At 66.2% G+C, this 19,039-nt stretch carries 18 protein-coding genes; 14 read left to right on the top strand and 4 right to left on the bottom strand.

Annotated features, from left to right (window positions below):
* The 14 genes from hisD (at position 1) to AC1DOP_RS16240 (ending at position 10,400) form a co-directional block, all read left to right on the top strand.
* Positions 1-1,344, top strand: coding sequence for a histidinol dehydrogenase (hisD, locus tag AC1DOP_RS16305; protein ID WP_441935258.1), 1,344 nt, complete (start codon positions 1-3; stop codon positions 1,342-1,344).
* Positions 1,341-2,318: a DNA-methyltransferase gene (locus AC1DOP_RS16300; RefSeq protein ID WP_441935259.1), complete on the top strand. Its 978-nt coding sequence runs from the start codon at positions 1,341-1,343 to the stop codon at positions 2,316-2,318. Before hisD ends, AC1DOP_RS16300 begins: the two co-directional genes overlap by 4 nt.
* On the top strand, positions 2,315-3,406 hold the full coding sequence (hisC, locus tag AC1DOP_RS16295) for a histidinol-phosphate transaminase (protein WP_441935260.1): 1,092 nt from the start codon (positions 2,315-2,317) through the stop codon (positions 3,404-3,406). Before AC1DOP_RS16300 ends, hisC begins: the two co-directional genes overlap by 4 nt.
* Entirely contained in the window at positions 3,403-3,993 is a 591-nt protein-coding gene (hisB, locus tag AC1DOP_RS16290; RefSeq protein WP_047821313.1) for an imidazoleglycerol-phosphate dehydratase HisB, read from the top strand. Before hisC ends, hisB begins: the two co-directional genes overlap by 4 nt.
* A 10-nt stretch (positions 3,994-4,003) precedes the next feature.
* Positions 4,004-4,645, top strand: a complete 642-nt coding sequence (hisH, locus tag AC1DOP_RS16285; protein WP_441935261.1) for an imidazole glycerol phosphate synthase subunit HisH — start codon at positions 4,004-4,006, stop codon at positions 4,643-4,645.
* A gap of 40 nt (positions 4,646-4,685) precedes the next feature.
* Positions 4,686-5,462: a 1-(5-phosphoribosyl)-5-[(5-phosphoribosylamino)methylideneamino]imidazole-4-carboxamide isomerase gene (gene hisA / locus AC1DOP_RS16280; RefSeq protein WP_441935262.1), complete on the top strand. Its 777-nt coding sequence runs from the start codon at positions 4,686-4,688 to the stop codon at positions 5,460-5,462.
* 66 nt (positions 5,463-5,528) lie between these two features.
* A complete protein-coding gene (gene hisF, locus AC1DOP_RS16275; protein WP_441935263.1) occupies positions 5,529-6,290 on the top strand; it encodes an imidazole glycerol phosphate synthase subunit HisF in 762 nt (253 codons plus the stop codon).
* Positions 6,291-6,305: 15 nt separating this feature from the next.
* Positions 6,306-6,755 carry a phosphoribosyl-AMP cyclohydrolase gene (hisI, locus tag AC1DOP_RS16270; RefSeq protein WP_441935264.1) on the top strand — a complete coding sequence of 150 codons (450 nt, stop codon included), beginning with the start codon at positions 6,306-6,308 and terminating at the stop codon, positions 6,753-6,755.
* Positions 6,752-7,090, top strand: coding sequence for a phosphoribosyl-ATP diphosphatase (locus AC1DOP_RS16265; protein WP_441935265.1), 339 nt, complete (start codon positions 6,752-6,754; stop codon positions 7,088-7,090). The genes hisI and AC1DOP_RS16265 overlap by 4 nt, the downstream gene beginning before the upstream one ends.
* A 72-nt stretch (positions 7,091-7,162) precedes the next feature.
* Positions 7,163-7,537: a histidine triad nucleotide-binding protein gene (locus tag AC1DOP_RS16260; protein WP_441935266.1), complete on the top strand. Its 375-nt coding sequence runs from the start codon at positions 7,163-7,165 to the stop codon at positions 7,535-7,537.
* Positions 7,538-7,651: 114 nt separating this feature from the next.
* Positions 7,652-7,894 (top strand): Sec-independent protein translocase subunit TatA, encoded by a 243-nt coding sequence (gene tatA / locus AC1DOP_RS16255; protein ID WP_441935267.1) that lies wholly within the window; start codon positions 7,652-7,654, stop codon positions 7,892-7,894.
* A gap of 9 nt (positions 7,895-7,903) precedes the next feature.
* Complete coding sequence (gene tatB, locus AC1DOP_RS16250) at positions 7,904-8,413, top strand: Sec-independent protein translocase protein TatB (protein ID WP_441935268.1); 510 nt, start codon at positions 7,904-7,906, stop codon at positions 8,411-8,413.
* Positions 8,414-9,166: a twin-arginine translocase subunit TatC gene (gene tatC / locus AC1DOP_RS16245; protein ID WP_441935269.1), complete on the top strand. Its 753-nt coding sequence runs from the start codon at positions 8,414-8,416 to the stop codon at positions 9,164-9,166.
* A gap of 157 nt (positions 9,167-9,323) precedes the next feature.
* On the top strand, positions 9,324-10,400 hold the full coding sequence (locus tag AC1DOP_RS16240) for a fumarylacetoacetate hydrolase family protein (RefSeq protein ID WP_477252219.1): 1,077 nt from the start codon (positions 9,324-9,326) through the stop codon (positions 10,398-10,400).
* A gap of 9 nt (positions 10,401-10,409) precedes the next feature.
* On the opposite strand, the gene AC1DOP_RS16235 is transcribed toward AC1DOP_RS16240, so the two are convergent.
* From AC1DOP_RS16235 to AC1DOP_RS16220, 4 genes are all read right to left on the bottom strand, one after another.
* Positions 10,410-10,607 carry a hypothetical protein gene (locus AC1DOP_RS16235; protein ID WP_441935271.1) on the bottom strand — a complete coding sequence of 66 codons (198 nt, stop codon included), beginning with the start codon at positions 10,605-10,607 and terminating at the stop codon, positions 10,410-10,412.
* Between the two features lie 261 nt (positions 10,608-10,868).
* Entirely contained in the window at positions 10,869-12,791 is a 1,923-nt protein-coding gene (locus AC1DOP_RS16230) for a DUF885 domain-containing protein (protein WP_477252217.1), read from the bottom strand.
* Between the two features lie 53 nt (positions 12,792-12,844).
* Positions 12,845-16,996, bottom strand: a complete 4,152-nt coding sequence (locus AC1DOP_RS16225) for a DEAD/DEAH box helicase (RefSeq protein ID WP_477252215.1) — start codon at positions 16,994-16,996, stop codon at positions 12,845-12,847.
* Positions 16,993-18,948 (bottom strand): dipeptidyl-peptidase 5, encoded by a 1,956-nt coding sequence (locus tag AC1DOP_RS16220; protein WP_477252213.1) that lies wholly within the window; start codon positions 18,946-18,948, stop codon positions 16,993-16,995. Before AC1DOP_RS16220 ends, AC1DOP_RS16225 begins: the two co-directional genes overlap by 4 nt.
* Between the last annotated feature and the right edge of the window lie 91 nt (positions 18,949-19,039).

Genomic DNA, 19,039 nt, shown 5'->3' with positions numbered 1-19,039 from the left:
ATGGATGTCCGCAAGCTCGATTCCACCGCCCCCGATTTCAAGCAGCAGCTGACCAAGCTGCTGGCCTTCGAAGCCGAGACCGACGACGCGATCGAATCCGCCGTCGCCAAGATCCTCGCCGACGTCAGGGCGCGCGGCGATGCGGCCGTGCTGGAGTACACCAACAAGTTTGACCGCATCCCCGGTGGGGGTGCTACAGGTATGGCCGCCTTTGACCTGACGCAGCAGGAACTGCAGGATGCGCTGGCCTCGCTGCCGGAGGCCCAGCGCGCCGCGCTGCAGACCGCCGCCGATCGCATCCGGGTCTTCCACGAGCGCCAGAAGCAGGAACTGAACGGTTTCACCTACACCGAACCTGACGGCACCGTGCTGGGCCAGCGCGTGACGCCGCTGGACCGCGTCGGCATCTACGTCCCGGGCGGCAAGGCGGCGTATCCCTCGTCGGTGCTGATGAATGCGATCCCGGCCCAGGTCGCGGGCGTGAAAGAGATCGTGATGGTGGTGCCGACGCCGGACGGCATCAAGAACCGCATGGTGCTGGCCGCCGCCGCGATCGCCGGGGTGACGCGCGTGATCACCATCGGCGGCGCCCAGGCCGTCGGCGCCCTGGCCTACGGCACCGAGACGATTCCTGCCGTCGACAAGATCGTCGGCCCGGGCAATGCCTACGTGGCCGCCGCCAAGCGCCGCGTGTTCGGCACGGTCGGCATCGACATGATCGCCGGCCCGTCCGAAATCCTGGTGCTGTGCGACGGCAGCACCGACCCGGACTGGGTCGCCATGGACCTGTTCTCCCAGGCCGAGCACGACGAGCTGGCCCAGGCCATCCTGCTGTGCCCGGACGCCGGCTACATCGCCCGGGTCGAAGCCAGCATCCACAAGCTGCTGCCGGCCATGCCGCGCAAGGAGACGATCACGACCTCGCTGACGGACCGCGGCGCGTTGATCCTCGTGCGCGACATGGAAGAAGCCTGCGCGATCGCCAACGACATCGCCGCCGAGCACCTGGAAATCTCGGCCGCCGAGCCGCAGCAATGGGCGGACCGGATCCGCCATGCGGGCGCGATGTTCCTGGGCCGCTTCTCGTCCGAGTCGCTGGGCGACTACTGCTGCGGCCCGAACCACGTGCTGCCGACCTCGCGCACGGCGCGCTTCTCGTCGCCGCTGGGCGTGTACGACTTCCAGAAGCGCTCGTCGCTGCTGTTCGTGTCCGAAGCCGGCGCCCAGACCCTGGGCAAGGTCGCGGCCGAGCTGGCGTACGGCGAAGGCCTGCAGGCGCACGCCCGCAGCGCAGAGCTAAGGATCAGGCAGGACGGCGAGCCGACCGGGTCTGGTTCCGCATGATGGACTGGGTCGACCGGGTCTTCTGCGAGGACGCGCTGGCCGGCATGGCGCGCATCCCCGACGGGTCCATCGACCTGATCCTGACCGATCCGCCGTACAACCTCGGCAAGGACTACGGCAACGCTTCCGACCAGCAGAGCGTCGACGACTACCTGGCCTGGACCGAGCGCTGGATCGACGTCGCGCTGCCCAAGCTGAAAGCCAACGGCAGCCTGTACATCTTCCTCACCTGGCGCTTTGCGCCGGAAATCTTCGTCATGCTGAAGAAGCGCCTGACGATGATGAACGAGATCATCTGGGACCGCCGCGTGCCCTCGATGGGCGGCAGCACCCGCAGCTTCAGCTCGGTGCACGACACCATCGGCTTCTTCGTGAAGCGCAAGGACTATTATTTCGACCTGGACGCCGTGCGCATCCCCTACGACGCCGAGACCAAGAAGGCGCGCTCGCGTTCGATCTTCGTGGGCGCCAAGTGGCTCGAGGTCGGCTACAACCCGAAGGACCTGTGGAGCGTCTCGCGCCTGCACCGCGAACATGCGGAGCGGGTCGATCATCCTACCCAGAAGCCGCTCGAGATCATCGAACGCATGCTCAAGGCCTCCTGCCCGCCGGGCGGCGTGGTGCTCGACCCCTTCATGGGCAGCGGCACCACGGCGCTGGCGGCGCGTCGGCTGGGGCGGCATTTCGTCGGGTTCGAGCTGAACCAGGCTTATTGCGAGATCATTCAGCAGAGGTTGGCGATGCCGGAGGCGCCGGCCAGGAAAAAGACGGCAGGCAGTCGCAAGAAGGACAAAACCGTTATGACCGAGAGCGCTTGCACCGTCGTCCCCGCGCAGGCGCCTCGCTGTGCGACGCCCCAAGTTGCACGAGCAGTCAAAACGCACGCAAACCTGGACCCCCGCCCGCGCGGGGGCGACGGGGCAGTAGCCAACGAGCAAAATTTAGACAACGCTATTCAAGGAAGCACACCATGACCGACATCGACACCCTCATCGCCAACACGATCCGCGAAGACGTCCGTGCCGGCCATAGCTATAACGTGCCGGACGCCAGCGGCTACATCAAGCTCGACGCCATGGAAAACCCCTACGAGCTGCCGGAAAACCTGCGCCAGGCACTGGCCACGCGCCTGGCCGACGCCGTGCTGAACCGCTATCCGGTGGCCTCGTACGGCACCCTCAAGCAGAAGATCCGCGACAAGCTCGGCGTCCCGGCCGGCTACGACGTCATCCTCGGCAACGGTTCCGACGAGATCATCAGCATCATCGCCATGGCCACCGCACGCCAGGACAAGAGGGCAGTGCTGATGGCCCCGGTCCCGGCCTTCGTGATGTTCCAGCGCTCGGCCCAGTTTGCCGGCATGGACTACGTCGGCGTGCCGCTGAAAGCCGATTTCTCGCTCGACCGCCCGGCGATGCTGGCCGCCATCGAAAAGCACAAGCCGTCGGTCGTGTTCCTGGCCTACCCGAACAATCCGACCGGCAACCTCTACGCTGAAGACGACATGGTCGCCATCATCGAGGCGCTGGGCGACACCGGCATCGCCGTGGTCGACGAGGCCTACCAACCCTTCGCCCGCACCAGTTTCATGGGCCGCCTGCCGCAATACCCGAACCTGATGGTGATGCGCACGCTGTCCAAGCTGGGCCTGGCCGGCATCCGCCTCGGCTACCTGGCGGCCGCGCCCGCGCTGCTGGACCAGTTCGACAAGGTGCGCCCGCCGTATAACATCAACGTGCTGACCCAGGCGGCGGCCGAGTTCGCGCTCGACCATATCGACGTGCTGAACGAGCAGGCGGCCCGCCTGAACGAAGCGCGCGGCGAACTGGCGGCGGCGCTGGCTGCGCTGCCGGGCGTGACGGTCTTCCCGTCGAGCGCGAATTTCATTACCTTGCGTGTACCGGACGCCGACCGTACCTGCGCTAAACTGTTCGATGAACGGGTATTGATCAAGAATTTGAGTAAAATGCACGAATTGCTGGCCAACTGCATCCGCGTGACGGTCAGCACCCCGGAAGAGAATTCCGTATTCCTGAATGCCCTGAAGGCTTCCCTGCAATGACCCGCACCGCAGAAATCACCCGCAACACCAGCGAGACGCAGATCCGCGTCGCGCTCAATCTCGACGGTACCGGCCGCCAGAAACTCAACACTGGCGTGCCTTTCCTCGACCATATGCTGGACCAGATCGCCCGCCATGGCCTGATCGACCTCGAGGTCGAGGCCGTCGGCGACCTGCACATCGACGACCACCATACCGTCGAGGACACCGGGATCACCCTGGGCATGGCGGTCGCCAAGGCGATCGGCGACAAGAAAGGCATCCGCCGCTACGGCCACGCCTACGTCCCGCTCGACGAAGCGCTGTCGCGCGTGGTGATCGACTTTTCCGGCCGTCCGGGCCTGGAATGGCATGTGCCCTTCACCCGCGCCACCATCGGCCGCTTCGACGTCGACCTGACGATCGAGTTCTTCCGCGGCTTCGTGAACCACGCCGGCGTGACCCTGCACGTGGACAACCTGCGGGGCGTGAACGCCCACCACCAGTGCGAGACCGTGTTCAAGGCCTTCGGCCGTGCCCTGCGCATGGCGTCCGAGCTGGACGAGCGCGCGCTGGGCACGATTCCATCGACCAAGGGCAGCCTGTAAGCGATCGATCATGGCAAACAAGATTGTTGTGGTTGATGGCCTGGGCAACCTGCGTTCGGTAGCGCAGGCGCTGCGCGCCGCCGCTCCCGAAGCGGACGTGATCGTTTCCAGCGATGCCGCCGTGATCGACGCCGCCGACCGCGTCGTGCTGCCGGGGCAGGGCGCCATGCGCGACTGCATGCGCAGCCTGCGCGAATCCGGCGCCGAGGAAGCGGTGCTGCGCGCCATGAAGACGCGTCCGGTGATGGGCGTGTGCGTGGGCGAGCAGATGTTGTTCGACTCCAGCGAAGAAAACGAAGGCACGCCCGGCCTGGGCCTGTTCCCCGGCAAGGTGGTGCGTTTCCAGCTCGACGGCAAGCTTGCCGCCGACGGCTCGCGCTTCAAGGTGCCGCAGATGGGCTGGAACCGCGTGCGACAGGCACGCGCGCATGCATTGTGGGAAGGCGTCGAGGACGGTGCCTGGTTCTACTTCGTGCACAGCTATTACGCCCGGCCGGCCAATCCGGACGACACCATCGGCGAAGCCGATTACGGCGGTCCCTACTGCTGCGCGGTCGCGCGCGACAACATCGTCGCCACCCAGTTCCACCCTGAAAAAAGCGCGGCCGCCGGCCTGCGCCTGTATCGCAATTTCATCCACTGGAAACCCTGAACGCTCACGTTCTTCACCCGTCAACCAACCGATTACGACCATGCTGCTGATTCCCGCCATCGACCTGAAAGACGGTCACTGCGTTCGCCTGAAACAGGGCGATATGGACCTCGCCACCGTGTTCTCCGAAGATCCCGCCGAGATGGCGCTGCACTGGCTCAAGAAGGGTGCGCGCCGTCTGCACCTGGTCGACCTGAACGGCGCTTTCGCCGGCAAGCCGAAGAACGAGGACGCCATCAAATCGATCCTGCAGGTGGTGCAGGAATACGCTACCGAGAATGACCTGGACGAGATCCCGGTCCAGCTCGGCGGCGGCATCCGCGACCTCGACACCATCGAGCGCTACCTGGACGACGGCATCACCTACATCATCGTCGGCACCGCCGCGGTGAAGAACCCGGGCTTCCTGCACGACGCCTGCGGCGCCTTCCCGGGCTCGATCATCGTCGGCCTGGACGCCAAGGACGGCAAGGTCGCGACTGACGGCTGGAGCAAGATGTCGGGCCATGAAGTCATCGACCTGGCCAAGAAGTTCGAGGGTTATGGCGTCGAATCGATCGTCTACACCGACATCGGCCGCGACGGCATGATGGGCGGCGTGAACATCGAAGCCACCGTGCGCCTGGCCCAGGCCGTCAAGATCCCGATCATCGCCTCCGGCGGCCTGCACAACCTGGCCGACGTCGAAGCGCTGTGCGCGGTACAGGACGAAGGCATCGAAGGCGTGATCTGCGGCCGTTCGATCTATGAAGGCACGCTCGACCTGGCCAGCGCGCAGGAGCGTGCGGATGAGCTGACTGAAGGGGCGCAGGCTTAACTAGCCCGGAACCGAGAAACCGTCGTTCCCGCGAAAGCGGGATTGACGGGTTAACTAAAGATTTATATGCTCGCAAAACGCATCATCCCCTGCCTTGACGTCACCGGCGGCCGCGTGGTCAAGGGTGTCAATTTCACCGAGCTGCGCGATGCCGGCGACCCGGTCGAGATCGCACGCCGCTACGATGGCCAGGGCGCCGACGAGATCACCTTCCTCGACATCACCGCCTCGAGCGACGGCCGCGACCTGATCCTGCCGATCATCGAAGCCGTGGCCTCGACCGTCTTCATCCCGCTGACGGTGGGCGGCGGCGTGCGCAAGGTCGAGGACGTGCGCCGCCTGCTGAACGCCGGCGCCGACAAGGTGTCGATGAACACCTCGGCCGTGACCAACCCGCAACTGGTGTTCGAGGCTTCGCAGAAGCACGGCTCGCAGTGCATCGTGGTGGCGATCGACGCCAAGCAGGTCGCGCCCGGCAAGTGGGAAGTGTTCACCCACGGCGGCCGCAATCCTACCGGCCTCGACGCGGTGGAGTGGGCGCGCAAGATGGAAAGCCTGGGTGCCGGCGAACTGCTGCTGACCAGCATGGACCGCGACGGCACCAAGTCCGGCTTCGACCTCGGCCTGACGCGCGCCGTCTCGGATGCGGTCGGCATTTCCGTGATCGCCTCCGGCGGCGTGGGCGGCCTGCAGGACCTGGCGGACGGCATCCTGGAAGGCCACGCCGACGCGGTGCTGGCCGCCAGCATTTTCCACTACGGGCAGCACACGGTCGGCGAAGCCAAGCGCTTCATGCATGACCGCGGCATCCCGATGCGACTGGACTGAACTGGACAAACACAGATGGTAACCCCGACGACGACCCCATCGATTCCGGCCCAGCCCTGGCTGAAGAAGGTGCAATGGGACGAGCACGGCCTGGTGCCGGTGATCGCCCAGGAAGCCGCCACCGGCGACATCCTGATGTTCGCCTGGATGAACCGCGAAGCCCTGGCCAAGACCGTGGAGCTGGGCGAAGCGGTGTACTGGAGCCGCTCGCGCAAGAAGCTGTGGCACAAGGGCGAAGAGTCCGGCCACGTCCAGAAAGTGCTGGAGATCCGCCTCGACTGTGACGAGGACGTGGTGCTGCTGAAGGTCGAACAGGCCGGCGGCATCGCCTGCCATACCGGCCGCCATTCCTGCTTCTTCCAGAAGTTCGGGAACGGCGACTGGCATGACGCCGACCCGGTGCTGAAAGACCCGAATACCATCTATACCAAACCGAAGAAGACGGTTCAAAAGAAAGACCTATGAGCACCATCCTCGACCGCTTGGCGGAAACGATCGAGACGCGCAAGCCGGAAAACGGCGGCGATCCCGACAAATCCTATGTGGCCCGCCTGTTCGCCAAGGGCGACGATGCGATCCTCAAGAAGATCGGCGAAGAAGCGACCGAGACCGTCATGGCGGCCAAGGACGTGCGCGCCGGTGCCGATGCCTCCAAGCTGCTGTACGAAGTGGCCGACCTGTGGTTCCATTCGGCTGTGCTGCTGGCGCGCTTCGGCCTGAGCCCGCAGCAGGTGCTGGACGAGCTGGCGCGCCGCGAAGGCCTGTCCGGCATCGAGGAAAAGGCCTCGCGCAAGGAGTGAGAGCGCAAGGGCTGAGAGCGTCATGGCGCTGTCATCCGACCCGAATAGAATATCGTGCTGACTGGAGAGAACATGGATAACTGCATCTTCTGCAAGATTGCCGCAAAGCAGATCCCGGCTGGCGTGGTGTACGAGGACGACGAGCTGCTCGCGTTCAAGGACATCAACCCGGCGGCACCGGTCCACCTGCTGGTCATTCCGAAGCGGCACGTGGACACCTTGTCCGACTGCACGGATGCGCACGCGGCGATCCTCGGCAAGATGCTGGCCTTGGCGCCGAAACTGGCCGCCGAGCATGGAATCGCCGTCAAGCAGGGCCCGGACGGCCAGCGCAGCGGCGGCTTCAAGACCCTGATCAACACCGGTCCGGATGGCGGCCAGGAGGTGTATCACCTGCACCTGCACGTGTATGGCGGTCCTCGTCCGTGGCGCGGGCTCGGGACTTGATGCGGGGAACTTGACTAAAACTTCCGGCTGGAAAGAAACCATGCCGGGTAATCATCGCTTATACTGCGCGTACGCTACATGCGAATTCGGGCGTGCGCCCGCAAGGAGAAAACAATGGGTTCGTTTAGTATTTGGCACTGGCTGATCGTGCTGGTGGTGGTGGTCCTGGTGTTTGGTACCGGCAAGCTGAAGAACGCGGGTTCCGATCTCGGCAAGGCCGTGAAAGGTTTCAAGGACGGCGTGAAGGGCAGCGAAGAAGAGCGCCAGGCGAATGTCCCGCCGGCCTCGACCCAGCAGGTGGCCGACAAGTCCACGAACACGATCGACGTCGAAACGCGCGAAAAGAACCGCTCGTAATCCATTTCCATGATCGATCTCGGGCTTTCCAAACTCGCCGTCATCGGCGTGGTCGCGCTGATCGTGATCGGCCCCGAGCGCCTGCCCAAGGTGGCGCGCATGGCCGGCACGCTGTACGGCCGCGCCCAGCGCTACCTGCACGAGGTGAAGTCGGAAGTCTCGCGCGAGATCGAAATGGAAGAGCTGCGCAACCTGCACAAGGAAGTGCAGGAAACCGCGCACAGCTTCAAGACCGAGGTCGAAAGTTTCGGCGCCGAGGTCGAGAACACGGTCTCGTCCCACCTCGGCGAGGTCGAATCCGCCTGGCGCGGCGATACCGCATCGTCATCGAGCTCCCATGTCACGCCGGACGACATCGAGCGCAAGGCGCGCGAATTCCGCCGCAAGAAGCTGGTCAAGACCTCCAGCGTTCCCGCCTGGTACAAGAACCGCCACGGCGGCCGCCAGCACGTGCTGTCGGGTGCGGCGCGCGTGCGCAAGTTCCGCCCCGGAACCAAGTCCAACACTTCCTTTTTCTAGATGACTGACGAAGCTGCAGGCGAAACCTTTATTTCGCACCTGGTCGAACTGCGTGACCGCCTTGTCCGGGCCGTCATCGGGGTCGCGATCGTCTGCATCGCCCTGCTCCTGTGGCCGGGCCCGGACCGCATCTACGATTTCCTGGCCGCGCCCATGCTGGCCTCGCTGCCGCCCGGCGCCAAGATGATCGCCACCGGCGTCAGTTCACCCTTCCTGGTACCGATGAAGGTGACCCTGGTGCTGGCGCTGATCATTTCGCTGCCCTGGGTGTTCTACCAGGCCTGGGCCTTCATCGCGCCCGGCCTCTACGCCCACGAAAAGCGGCTGGTGCTGCCGCTGGTGATCTCGTCCTCGCTGCTGTTCATCGCCGGCGTCGCCTTCTGCTATTTCCTGGTGTTCGGACGGGTCTTCCACTTCATCGCCAACTTCGCCCCGAGCTCGATCGCGGTCATGCCGGACATCGAGAACTACCTCGATTTCGTGATCTCGATGTGCCTGGCCTTCGGCGCCACCTTCGAGGTCCCGGTGGTGGTCGTGATCCTGGTGCGGATGGGCATCATCAGCGTCGAGAAGCTGAAGTCGATACGCCCTTACGTGATCGTCGGCGCCTTCGTGATCGCCGCCGTGGTCACGCCGCCGGACGCGGTCAGCCAACTGGCCCTCGCCGTTCCGATGTGCCTGCTGTTCGAACTCGGCCTGCTGCTGGCGCCGGTGTTCGTACGCGTCACGCGCGCGCCGGAAGAGCACGCCTGAGTCCCTGCCACCTTGTTGGTGAACGCGCGGCGCCCGAGGGCGCCGCTTTGCATTTCAGGACAAAAGTTTTGTAACACCCGCTCAGCGGCGGAAAAATGCCCGCTAGAATGCTTTCAGATGAGTTTTGCCATAACGACAACCACAAGGAGACGTCTCAATGGATTCAAACCGTCGCAAGCTGCTGACAGCCAGCGCATCCGCCGCCATGGGGGGCCTGCTGGCCGGCACCCAGCATCCCGCCCTCGCACAGAACCCTCCCGCTCCCGCAGTCGCCGTGCCGCCGCTGGCCGGCAAGATCGGCATGCGCCTCGCCACCTGCAGCCTCACGCCGAATGGACAGCCGACCGTGGTCGCGGTCCTCGACAACGACAGGCTGGTCGACCTGCAGGCCGAAGCCCGGCGGCAAAAGCGAGCGCTCGCTTTCGACGCCGGCTCGATGCTGGCGCTGATCAAGAGCGGCAATGCCGGCCTCGAACAGGTGCGCGCGGTGGTCGACAATGCGCTCGGCCGGCCGGCTTCGCTGCTGCCGGTCGAGAAGGCGCGCTTCATGTCGCCGATTCCTCGGCCCGAGCGCAACATCTACTGCGTCGGCTGGAATTACCTCGATCACTTCGAGGAAGGCAAGCAGGCCCGCTTCGACAAGTCGACCGAGAAGCTGCCTGAGCATCCAGTGTTCTTCACCAAGGGCACGCACACGATGAACGGGCCTTTCGATGCTATCCCGCACGACCCGGCGTATTCGAACACCACCGACTGGGAAGCGGAGCTGGCCGTCGTCATCGGCCAGACCGGCCGCAACATCCCCGAAGAGCGGGCCATGGATTACGTGTTCGGCTACGCGCCCTACAACGACACCACGATGCGCGAGGCGCAGCAGAAGCTGCACGGCGGCCAGTGGTTCAAGGGCAAGAGCCTGGACGGCCATGGGCCGATGGGACCCTGGATCGTCACCGCGGCCGGCGTCAGGCTCGACGACCTGCGCGTGATCTGCCGCGTGAACGGCGTCGAGAAGCAGAACGCCAGCTACAAGCAGATGTACTTCAAGATCCCGCGCATCATCGCCGAGCTGTCGCGCGGCCTGACGCTGGAGGCGGGCGACATCATCGCCACCGGCACGCCCTCGGGCGTCGGCTTTGCGCGCAAACCGCCCGAGTTCCTGAAGCATGGGGATGTGATCGAGACCGAGATCACCGGCCTCGGCGTCATGCGCAACATGATCCGCGCCGAGACCTGAACCTCGGTATCAGGCCCGGCGCGCCGGCCGCGCTGCGCACATGACGGCGAGCGCATCGGCGGACGCCGATGACGATGCCGCCTCGCGCACCATCGGCGCCCGCGTGCCGGCTTCGGCCTCCGCCATGCTGTCGATCGTAAAGGTACCGAAGCCGACGGCGGCGAGTGCGACGACGAAGATGGCTTCCATGTGCTTGTGGATGTTCATGATGTTCCCCTTCAATGGCTGGTTTTGGAAAGTGCGGAGCGATCGTTCGTCCCACGATCTCCATTCAGCACAAGGCGTGCCAGCCCCCTGAAACGGGCATGAAGGCCTCCGCGGGCCCGGATCAAGCCTTGTAGAGTCGGGCCGGGAACAACAGCCTGGGCAGACGGTGTCGGCTCCCGGCCAACACCGTCCGGCAAGGGCCGGAAACAGGCGAAAAAAAGCCCCGCCGGGGAGGGCGGGGCCTTGTACATGCGTCGTGGCTTACTGCATCAGCTGGCCGATGATCTTCACCGGCGCATTGCCGTAGCCGAGGAACTGGTCGTGGAAGGCCTTCAGGTTGAAGCGCTCGCCCAGCTGCTGCTTGCGGCGTTCGCGCAGTTCCATGATGTCGCTGTAGCCGCTGAAGTAGCTGGTCAGCTGTACCGAGGACAGCTGCACGCGGCGCCACTTCTCGGCCGCTTCCTGCGGGGTCTGGAAGGCCTGGCGCACCAGCAGGTCCATGGCCTGCTCGCGCGTCATGCCGAGCACGTGCACGCTGTAGTCGAGGATGGTGTTCGACACGCTGCGCAGGTTCCACTTGCACCACATCAGCCACAGTTCCGGCGCATTGTTGCCGTAGCCGGATTCGAGCATCATGCGCTCGCCGTACACGGCCCAGCCTTCGACCATCGCGCCGTTGCCGAACAGGGCTTTCACCAGCGAGGGCGAGCGGTTGGCGTTCATCAGCTGGGTGTAGTGGCCGGGGATCGCCTCGTGGATGTTCAGGATCTGCAGCATCCAGTTGTTGTACTCGCGCAGGCTGCTTTCGGCCTGTTCCGGCGTGAGGCCGTCAAGCGGCGTGACGTTGTAATAGGTCTTGTCCTTCGGCCGGTACGGTCCCGGCGCGTCGATGCTGGCGCCGGCCACGCCGCGCTGGTACAGCGGGGTCTCGCGCACCACCAGCGGCTTGCTCGGGTCGATCGAGACCAGGTTGTTCTTGATGACGTAGTCCTGCAGCTGCGGGATCTGGCGCCGGATCTCGGGCAGGAAGTCGGCCGCGGCGACGTGCTGCAGCGAGAGCTTGTCGATCACCATGCCGATCTTCTTGAAGCGGTCGTCCGGTTTGGCGGCGCTGCCCATGGTCTTGTCCCACAGCTGGTCGGCCAGGCCGTCCATGCGGGTCAGCAGTTCTTCGCGCGCGGCCAGGGCCTTGCGGTAGGTCTGCTCGGCCGTGCTGGCGGACTCGATCTCGAAAGCGAACTTCTGCTCGTACAGCTCCTTGCCGAGCCGGAACGAGCGGGCGTGCCGCATCTGTTCCTGCGACTTATCGAGGTCGCTCAGGAAGTCGACCCAGGCCAGCACCGCGCTGCCAGCGTTCGCTACGCGCTGCGCGAAGATCGCCTTTTCCTGCGGCGTCAGCTGGACCGAATCCTGGGCTGCCTTGCCGAGGTCGGCCAGCACCACCAGCGTGCCCGGCGCCTGCGAGATCGCCAGCTGGGTATGTTCGCGGGTCGGGTTCACGATCGATGCCTGCGCCGCCTGGTAGTAGGCCGGCACGTCGGCCAGGCGCTTGAGGATGGTGCGCAGGCGCTGCGGCCTGGCGGCGTACTCGGTGTTCATGATCAGGTCGAGCGGCTGGGCCACGTTGTACTGGGCCGGGTTCCACTCGAAGTCGCGCAGTACGGTCAGCTTCCAGCGGTCGTACTGCAGCTTGTTGATCAGGACTGCAAGATCGGTGCGCTGGTTGGGCGAGAGCTTGTCGGCGTTCAGCTTGCGGAACTTCTCGAGCCACTCGTCGATGAAGGCCAGCTGCTTGGCGCGGGTCGGTGCGTCGGGGATGGTCAGCTTGGCGGCGGCGTCGAACTTGCCGACGTAGATAGCGCCTTCCGGATCGATGCGCCACAGCGCGGTCAGGAACTGCATCGACTGCGAGTCCATGAAGCGGTCGTTGCGGTTCTGCGGGGTCGCCGCGGCGATCGGCGCCGCCACCGCCACGGCCGGAGCAGCCGCGGCCCTGGCCTTGCCCTTGCCCGGTTTGCTGTCGGCCCTGGCCGAGGACTTGCCGGAGGCTTTGGCTTTCGACGACGGCTTGGCCTTGGCGCTGCTGGTGTGCTTCGGCTTGGCCGCCTTGCTGGTGCGCGCGCCGGCCGGCGCCAGCACGAAGCTGGTGAGCAGGACCGCAAGCGCGAGTTTCGTTTTCATCATGGGCGCCAAGATTAGCACCATTCCCGGCCTTTGCGGAAGCCTGAAACAATCCGTCACGTAAGCGGCGGCGCCGCACGCCCGCCCGCCAGGCCGGCCTGCAGCATGGCCAGCATGTCGTCCGGGGACATGCGCGCCGAGACGTCGCTGCCTTCCAGCAGGCTGTCGGCCAGGTCGCGCTTGTGGCGGTGCAGGTCGACGATGCCTTCCTCGATCGTATGCCGCGCCACCAGGCGGTAGATCGTCACCGGCCGCTGCTGGCCCATGCGGTGGGCGCGGTCCGAGGCCTGGTCTTCGACCGCCGGGTTCCACCACGGGTCCATGTGGATCACGTAATCGGCGGCGGTGAGGTTGATCCCGACCCCGCCGGCTTTCAGGCTGATCAAGAACAGGTCGCCGTCGCCGGCCTGGAAGGCGTCCACGCGGCGTTTGCGCTCCTGCATGGGCGTGGCGCCGTCCAGGTACTGGTAGCGGATGCCGCGCTCGTCCAGGTGGCGGCGCAGCAGGGTCAGGTGATCCACGAACTGGCTGAACACCAGGGCCTTGTGGCGGTTCTCCAGCAGCTCCTCCACCAGGCGCGCGAACGTGTCCAGCTTGCTGCTGCGGATGCCGCTGTCGGGCGCCACCAGGACCGGATTGCAGACGGCGCGCCGCAGCTTCATCATCTCGGCCAGGATCTGGATCTGCTTTTGTGCTTGCGGGGCCTGCAGGGTCGCGATGCGTTCCAGCGCGTCGCGGCGCAGCGATTCATAGAGCGCCATCTCTTCCTGGCTCAGCTCCACCGGCAGCACGATCTCGGTGCGCGGCGGCAGTTCGGACAGCACCTGGGCTTTGGTCCTGCGCAGGATGAAGGGTTGCGTGAGGCGGCGCAGGCGGGTGCGCGCGGCCAGCTCGGCGCGTTTATCGGTCGCCTTTTCGATCGGGCCGGCAAAGCGCAGGTTGAACTGGTCGCTGGTGCCGAGCAGGCCGGGGTTGATGAACCTGAACAGGTTCCACAACTCGCCCAGGTGGTTTTCCAGCGGGGTGCCGGTGGCGGCCATGCGGAAATCGCCGCGCAGCGACATCACCGCCTGCGAGCGGCGCGTGTGCGCGTTCTTGATCGCCTGCGCCTCGTCCAGCACGATGGTGTGCCAGCGCATGTCCTTGAACAGCTCCGCTTCCAGTTGCAGCAGGCCGTAGCTGACGACGATCACGTCGAAGGGCCCGGCTTCCTTCAGCATCGCCTCGCGCTTGCCGGCACCGAACAGCTTCATCTGGAGTGTAGGCGCGAAGCGCTCCGCCTCGGCCATCCAGTTGGTGGCCACCGAGGTCGGCGCCACCACCAGGGTCGGGCCGCCGGGCGCGCGCGACAGGATCAGGGCCAGCGCCTGCAGGGTTTTACCAAGGCCCATGTCGTCGGCCAGGCAGGCGCCCACGCCCCAGTGGGCCAGGCGGGACAGCCATTCGAAGCCCTCGACCTGGTAGTCGCGCAGCTCGGCCTGCAGGGTGGTCGGCAGCTGCGGCCGGTAGTCGGCATTCGCCGCCATGTGCTGCAGGTGCTTGCGCCAGGCGGCATCGGCATCGACTTCGCCGGCCTCCAGCGCCATCTCTTCCAGCGCGAAGCTGGCCAGCGGGTGGAAGCGCAGTGCCTCTTCGTCCGCGTCGGTATACGCCGACAAATCGGTCAGCCTGCGGTGCAGCTCGTCGGTGAGGGCCAGGAACTGGTTGTCGCCCAGGGCCACGAAGCGGTCTTCGCGCAGGCGGCCGAGCAGCTCGCGCAAATCCATCACCTTGTTCTCGTCGATCCTGACTTCGCCGTTGGCGGCGAACCAGTCCTTGTCGCGCCGGATGTTCAGGCGCACCGACTTCGACGATACCTTCTTCGTGATGCGGAAGGATTCTCCCTCCGGCCAGGCAACCACCACCCGCGACGCATCCAGTTCCTGCAGTTCGGTGATCAGTTCCAGGCAGTGGAAGGGTTGGCCGAGCAGCCATTCGCCATGTTCGTGCTCGGCGTTTTCCAGCGACTTGCAATCGGCCAGCAGCTGGCGCTCGGCTTCGCGCTCGGCGTTCAGGTCGCGCCGCGCCTCGACGCGCACGCCGGCCACGTCCGCGATGATGCGATCAAAGCCGTCGCCGGGCTGCAGGAACGGACCGGCGTCCGGCAGCGGGCGCACCAGCACGCGCACGCGCAAGCCCTGCTGGTAGGGCAACAGGTGAATATGCAGGCGCATGTCGGCATCCACCTGTTCGATGTCGGCCGGGCTGCCGCCGATGTCGGACTGCACCGTCACGATCGAGGAGATCGCGCTGATCGCCTGCAGTACGCGCTTTTCCGCTTCCAGCGGCACTTCCAGGCCCTCGCCGACGATGGCGCCGATGCGCTTGTGCTCTTCCTTGATGCGGACGATGCGCAGGCGGGTCGGCGTCTCCCTGGTCACCACGACCTCGCCCTGCTGCTCGCGCATCGGCGGGTTCAGCGAGATCGTGACCTTGCCGCCGCCGGCGCGCACCATCAGCTGGGGCTCGCCCGGCAGCAGTTCGATGCGGGTGCCGGGCGAATCCATCCAGAACAGCAGCGGGTGGCCGGCCAGCAGCGCCACCGCCTTGTCGAGGTCGAACTCGTAGCGCATCCCGGTGCCGCTGTAGTAGCGGTAGGCGCCGATGGTGCTTGCTACCTGCACGTCCTGGGCCGTCAGGAAGTCGAGCTCCGCCGCGTCCTCGGCCAGGCGCTTCAGGGCGAGCGGCCGCCCGCGGGTCCAGCCGCCCTGCACGTCGCGCTTCTGCTCGCGCGGTTCCAGCGCACGCACGCCCAGGTGCTCGTCCCAGCCCACCAGCCAGGCCAGGCGCGATTCCTTCACCACCTCGACGTTGACGGCAGGCTGCAGGTTGATCAGGGCATTGAGCTGGCGCTCCCAGGCCTGCTCGCGCTCGAACCACAGCGCCATGTCGGTGAAGCGGTGGCGCTGGCGCAGGGCGATCGCGCGCTTGTCGATGCCGACCATGCCCAGCTGGCCCAGCACGGCGCCGATCTGCGCGGCGATGAAATCGAAGCCGGCCGCTTCCGCCATCTCCATTTGCTGTTCCAGGAAAGCCTTGCGCTCGGCCAGCTGCGGCATGCCGAGCCACCAGTGCAGCAGGGCGCGGAACATGACCGGCTGCAGCGAGGTCTCCCAGTTGCGCGAGGGGAGGACTTCGGCGTCGACGGTGCCGCCGCGGATCTGGCGCAGCATCGACAGCTGCTGGTAGACGGCGGTGTCGTGGCTCTGCACGGCGCGGGTGGCCGATTCCAGGTAGGTATCGAGCGCCTTGGCGTGCTTCGGGTCGCTGCTCTTCAAGAGGGCGGTGATGTAGAGGTGGCCGCCGATGCCTTCGAAGATGGCTTTTCTCTTGCCGGTTTCCTTGCGCAGGGCTTTCAAGGCCTTGTCGAAGCCGGCCAGGGCTTCATCGGGATCGCCGCGCAGCAGCTGGATGACGCTGCGGTAGTACAGGGTCGCGGATTCGTCCAGGTCGTGCAGCAAGTCGCCGGCGGCGTCCAGGCGGCCGCACAGGATCAGGTGCTCGGCCAGGGCGGTGCGCAGGGCCATCGAGGCGCCGCCCTGGGGCACGTGTTCCTCGGCGTAGGCGCGTATCGGCGGGGCGCTGCCCGGCTCGCGCTGGACATGGCTGACCAGCACCGCCAGCACCTCGTCGCGCACCGCGCCGTTGATGCGTTCGATGAGTTCCGGCTCGAAGGGGCGGGCGCAGATGTCGACCAGCGGATGCAGGTAAGCCGCCTCGTGGCAGCGCAGGCAGGCCGCCAGCAGGGGGGCGATGGTCTTCGGTCCTTCTCCGGCCAGCAAGGCCATGCGCAGCAGGGCCACGCCCTGGCGGTAGCTGCGCAGCATGGGCGTGCCCTGCCAGTCCAGCCGCAGCGGCGTGACCAGCTGGTAGACCTCGCGCAGCTCGTTCAGGCGGCGTCCGCGCAGGGCCCAGGCCATCGCCGGCCAGGCCAGGTCCGGCGTGATCACGTAGCCGCGCGAGGGCAGCTCGCCGATCAGGCCGTCCGCGCGCAGCGCTTCGAGATCATCGGCGAGATCGTCCTCGGCCGCGCTTTCGCCCAGCGGCAGCAAATGCTCGTGGATGCGCCGCCGGCCCATCGGCTCGCCGGCCAGGGCCAGCAGGGCCAGGATCAGCTTGCGCTTTTCATTGCACGCTTCGAAGATCGCGCCGAGAACCTCCACACTCATGCAGCCAGGTTCTCAATATCGACGCCAGGCAGGTCGGCAGGGACGGGAATGCCGAAGACGCGCAGGTAAAAATACAACTCCGCTTCCAGCGTGCGCACGATGCTGTCCGCCTTGCGGAAGCCGTGGCCTTCGCCTTCCAGGGGCAGGTAGGCGACCGGCACGCCGCGCGCGCGCAGGGCCTCGACCATCACCTCGGATTGCGGCGGCGGCACCACCTTGTCGTCCAGGCCCTGGAAGAAGATCATCGGCCGGCGCAGTTTATCGGTGTGGTTGATCGGCGAGCGTTCCGCATACACGGCGTCGGCTCTAGCCTTCGGCGCGATCAGGTATTCGTTGTAGTGCGACTCGAACTTGTGCGAGTCGGCGTCCAGGCCCTTCAGGTCGGACACGCCGTAGTAGCTGGCGCCGGCCTTGAACACGTCGTGGAAGGCGAGGGCGCACAGGGTGGTCAGGCCGCCGGCGCTGCCGCCGCGGATCAGCAGGCGTTCGCGGTCGACCAGGCCCTGGTCGGCCAGATACTGGGCGCCGGCCACGCAATCCTCGACGTCGACCACGCCCCACTGTTCCTTCAGCAGGTCGCGGTAGGCGCGGCCAAAGCCGGTGCTGCCGCCGTAGTTCACATCCAGCACGGCGATGCCGCGGCTGGTCCAGAACTGGGTCGCCAGTTTCAGCGTGCTGCTGGCCATGCCGGTCGGGCCGCCGTGGCCGATCACCATCAGCGGCGGCAGCTCGCCGGGCAGCGCTTCGAAGGCCGCATTCGTCGGCGGGTAGTAGAAGGCGTGCGAAGTACGGCCTTTGGCGCTGGGATAGCTGATCGTCTGCGGCACGGACAGATAGCCGGCCTCGGGCAGCTGCTCGATCGCGCGCGCCAGCACCTCACGATGGCCGGCAGCCAGGTCGATGCGCGCCACCTCGGCCGCGACGGTCGGGGCGCCGCCCAGCAGGGCGACGCTGTCGCCGTTCACGCGCAGCTCGCGGATCTCCTGGTAGGGCGTGTCGATCGGCGTCAGCCGTCCGCTGCGGGTGTCCAGGCGCGCCAGCTTGCTGACGCCGCCCTCGATATAGGCGCAGACGATCTCGTCGTCCGAACGGAAGCCATACATCGACTGGCCGAAGACCCAGTGCGGCAGGCCGAACTCGGCCTCGCGCGGGCAGATCGGGTGCACCACGCCGTGGTCGTAGCGGTGCAGGTTCCACCAGCCGCCGCGGTCGGAAACGAAATGGAGGACGCCGCCCGGCGACCATTCCGGCTGCACGATGGCTTCATCGATGCCGCCGGCGATCAGGCGGCCGTTGGCCAGGGTGCCGTCCGCGACGATGTCGGCCAGCCAGAGCTCCGTACCCTCCCAGGGCATGCGCGGGTGGTTCCAGCACAGCCAGGCGATCTGCCTGCCGTCCGGCGAGATGCGCGGGGACGAGTAAAAATCGTAGCCGTCGTCGAGCACCAGCTGGGTGCCGTCGGCGCCCAGGGCGCACAGGGTGTTGACCGGATAAGTCTCGCCGGCCGAATGGTCTTCGCGCACGCCGACCAGGCGCTGGTGAATGCGGTCCAGCACGAAGTCGGCCCAGCGCAGTGCGCCGCCCTCGCTGACCGGCACCGGCTCGTTCCCCTCCGCCGGAGCGCCGTACCGATCGATTCTGTAAACACGGTTGTCGGCGAAATTCGAGAACCACACGCGCCGGTCCGCCACCAGCACCGCGCCGCCGCCGTATTCGTGCACGCGGGTACGCACGTTGAAGGGCGCAGGCGTGAGTTCGTCGACGCGGCCGTCGCGCTGGCGCAGCAGGGTGGTACGGCCGCCTTCGCTGGCACGGCCGGCCAGCCAGTAGAGGTCGGCGCCGTCGAGCAGCACGCCGGACAGCGGGGTCGAACCGGCGGCCACGACGGCGGCGGTAATGGGAGAGGCCCAGGCGCCGCAGGGGGCAGCCTGTTTGCGGGAGGATTCGGGCATGGATCGGTCCTGGCAAAGGTAGGCGTCCATTATAAGTGCGCACCGGCCTGTCACGAAGGATGGGTACGGATGGGTCAGGGAATGCGATAAT

The sequence above is a fragment of the Massilia sp. 01N410 genome (assembly GCF_056399665.1).
The sequence above is the reverse complement of the archived record's forward strand: the minus strand, read 5'-3'. Positions and strand labels throughout refer to the sequence as shown.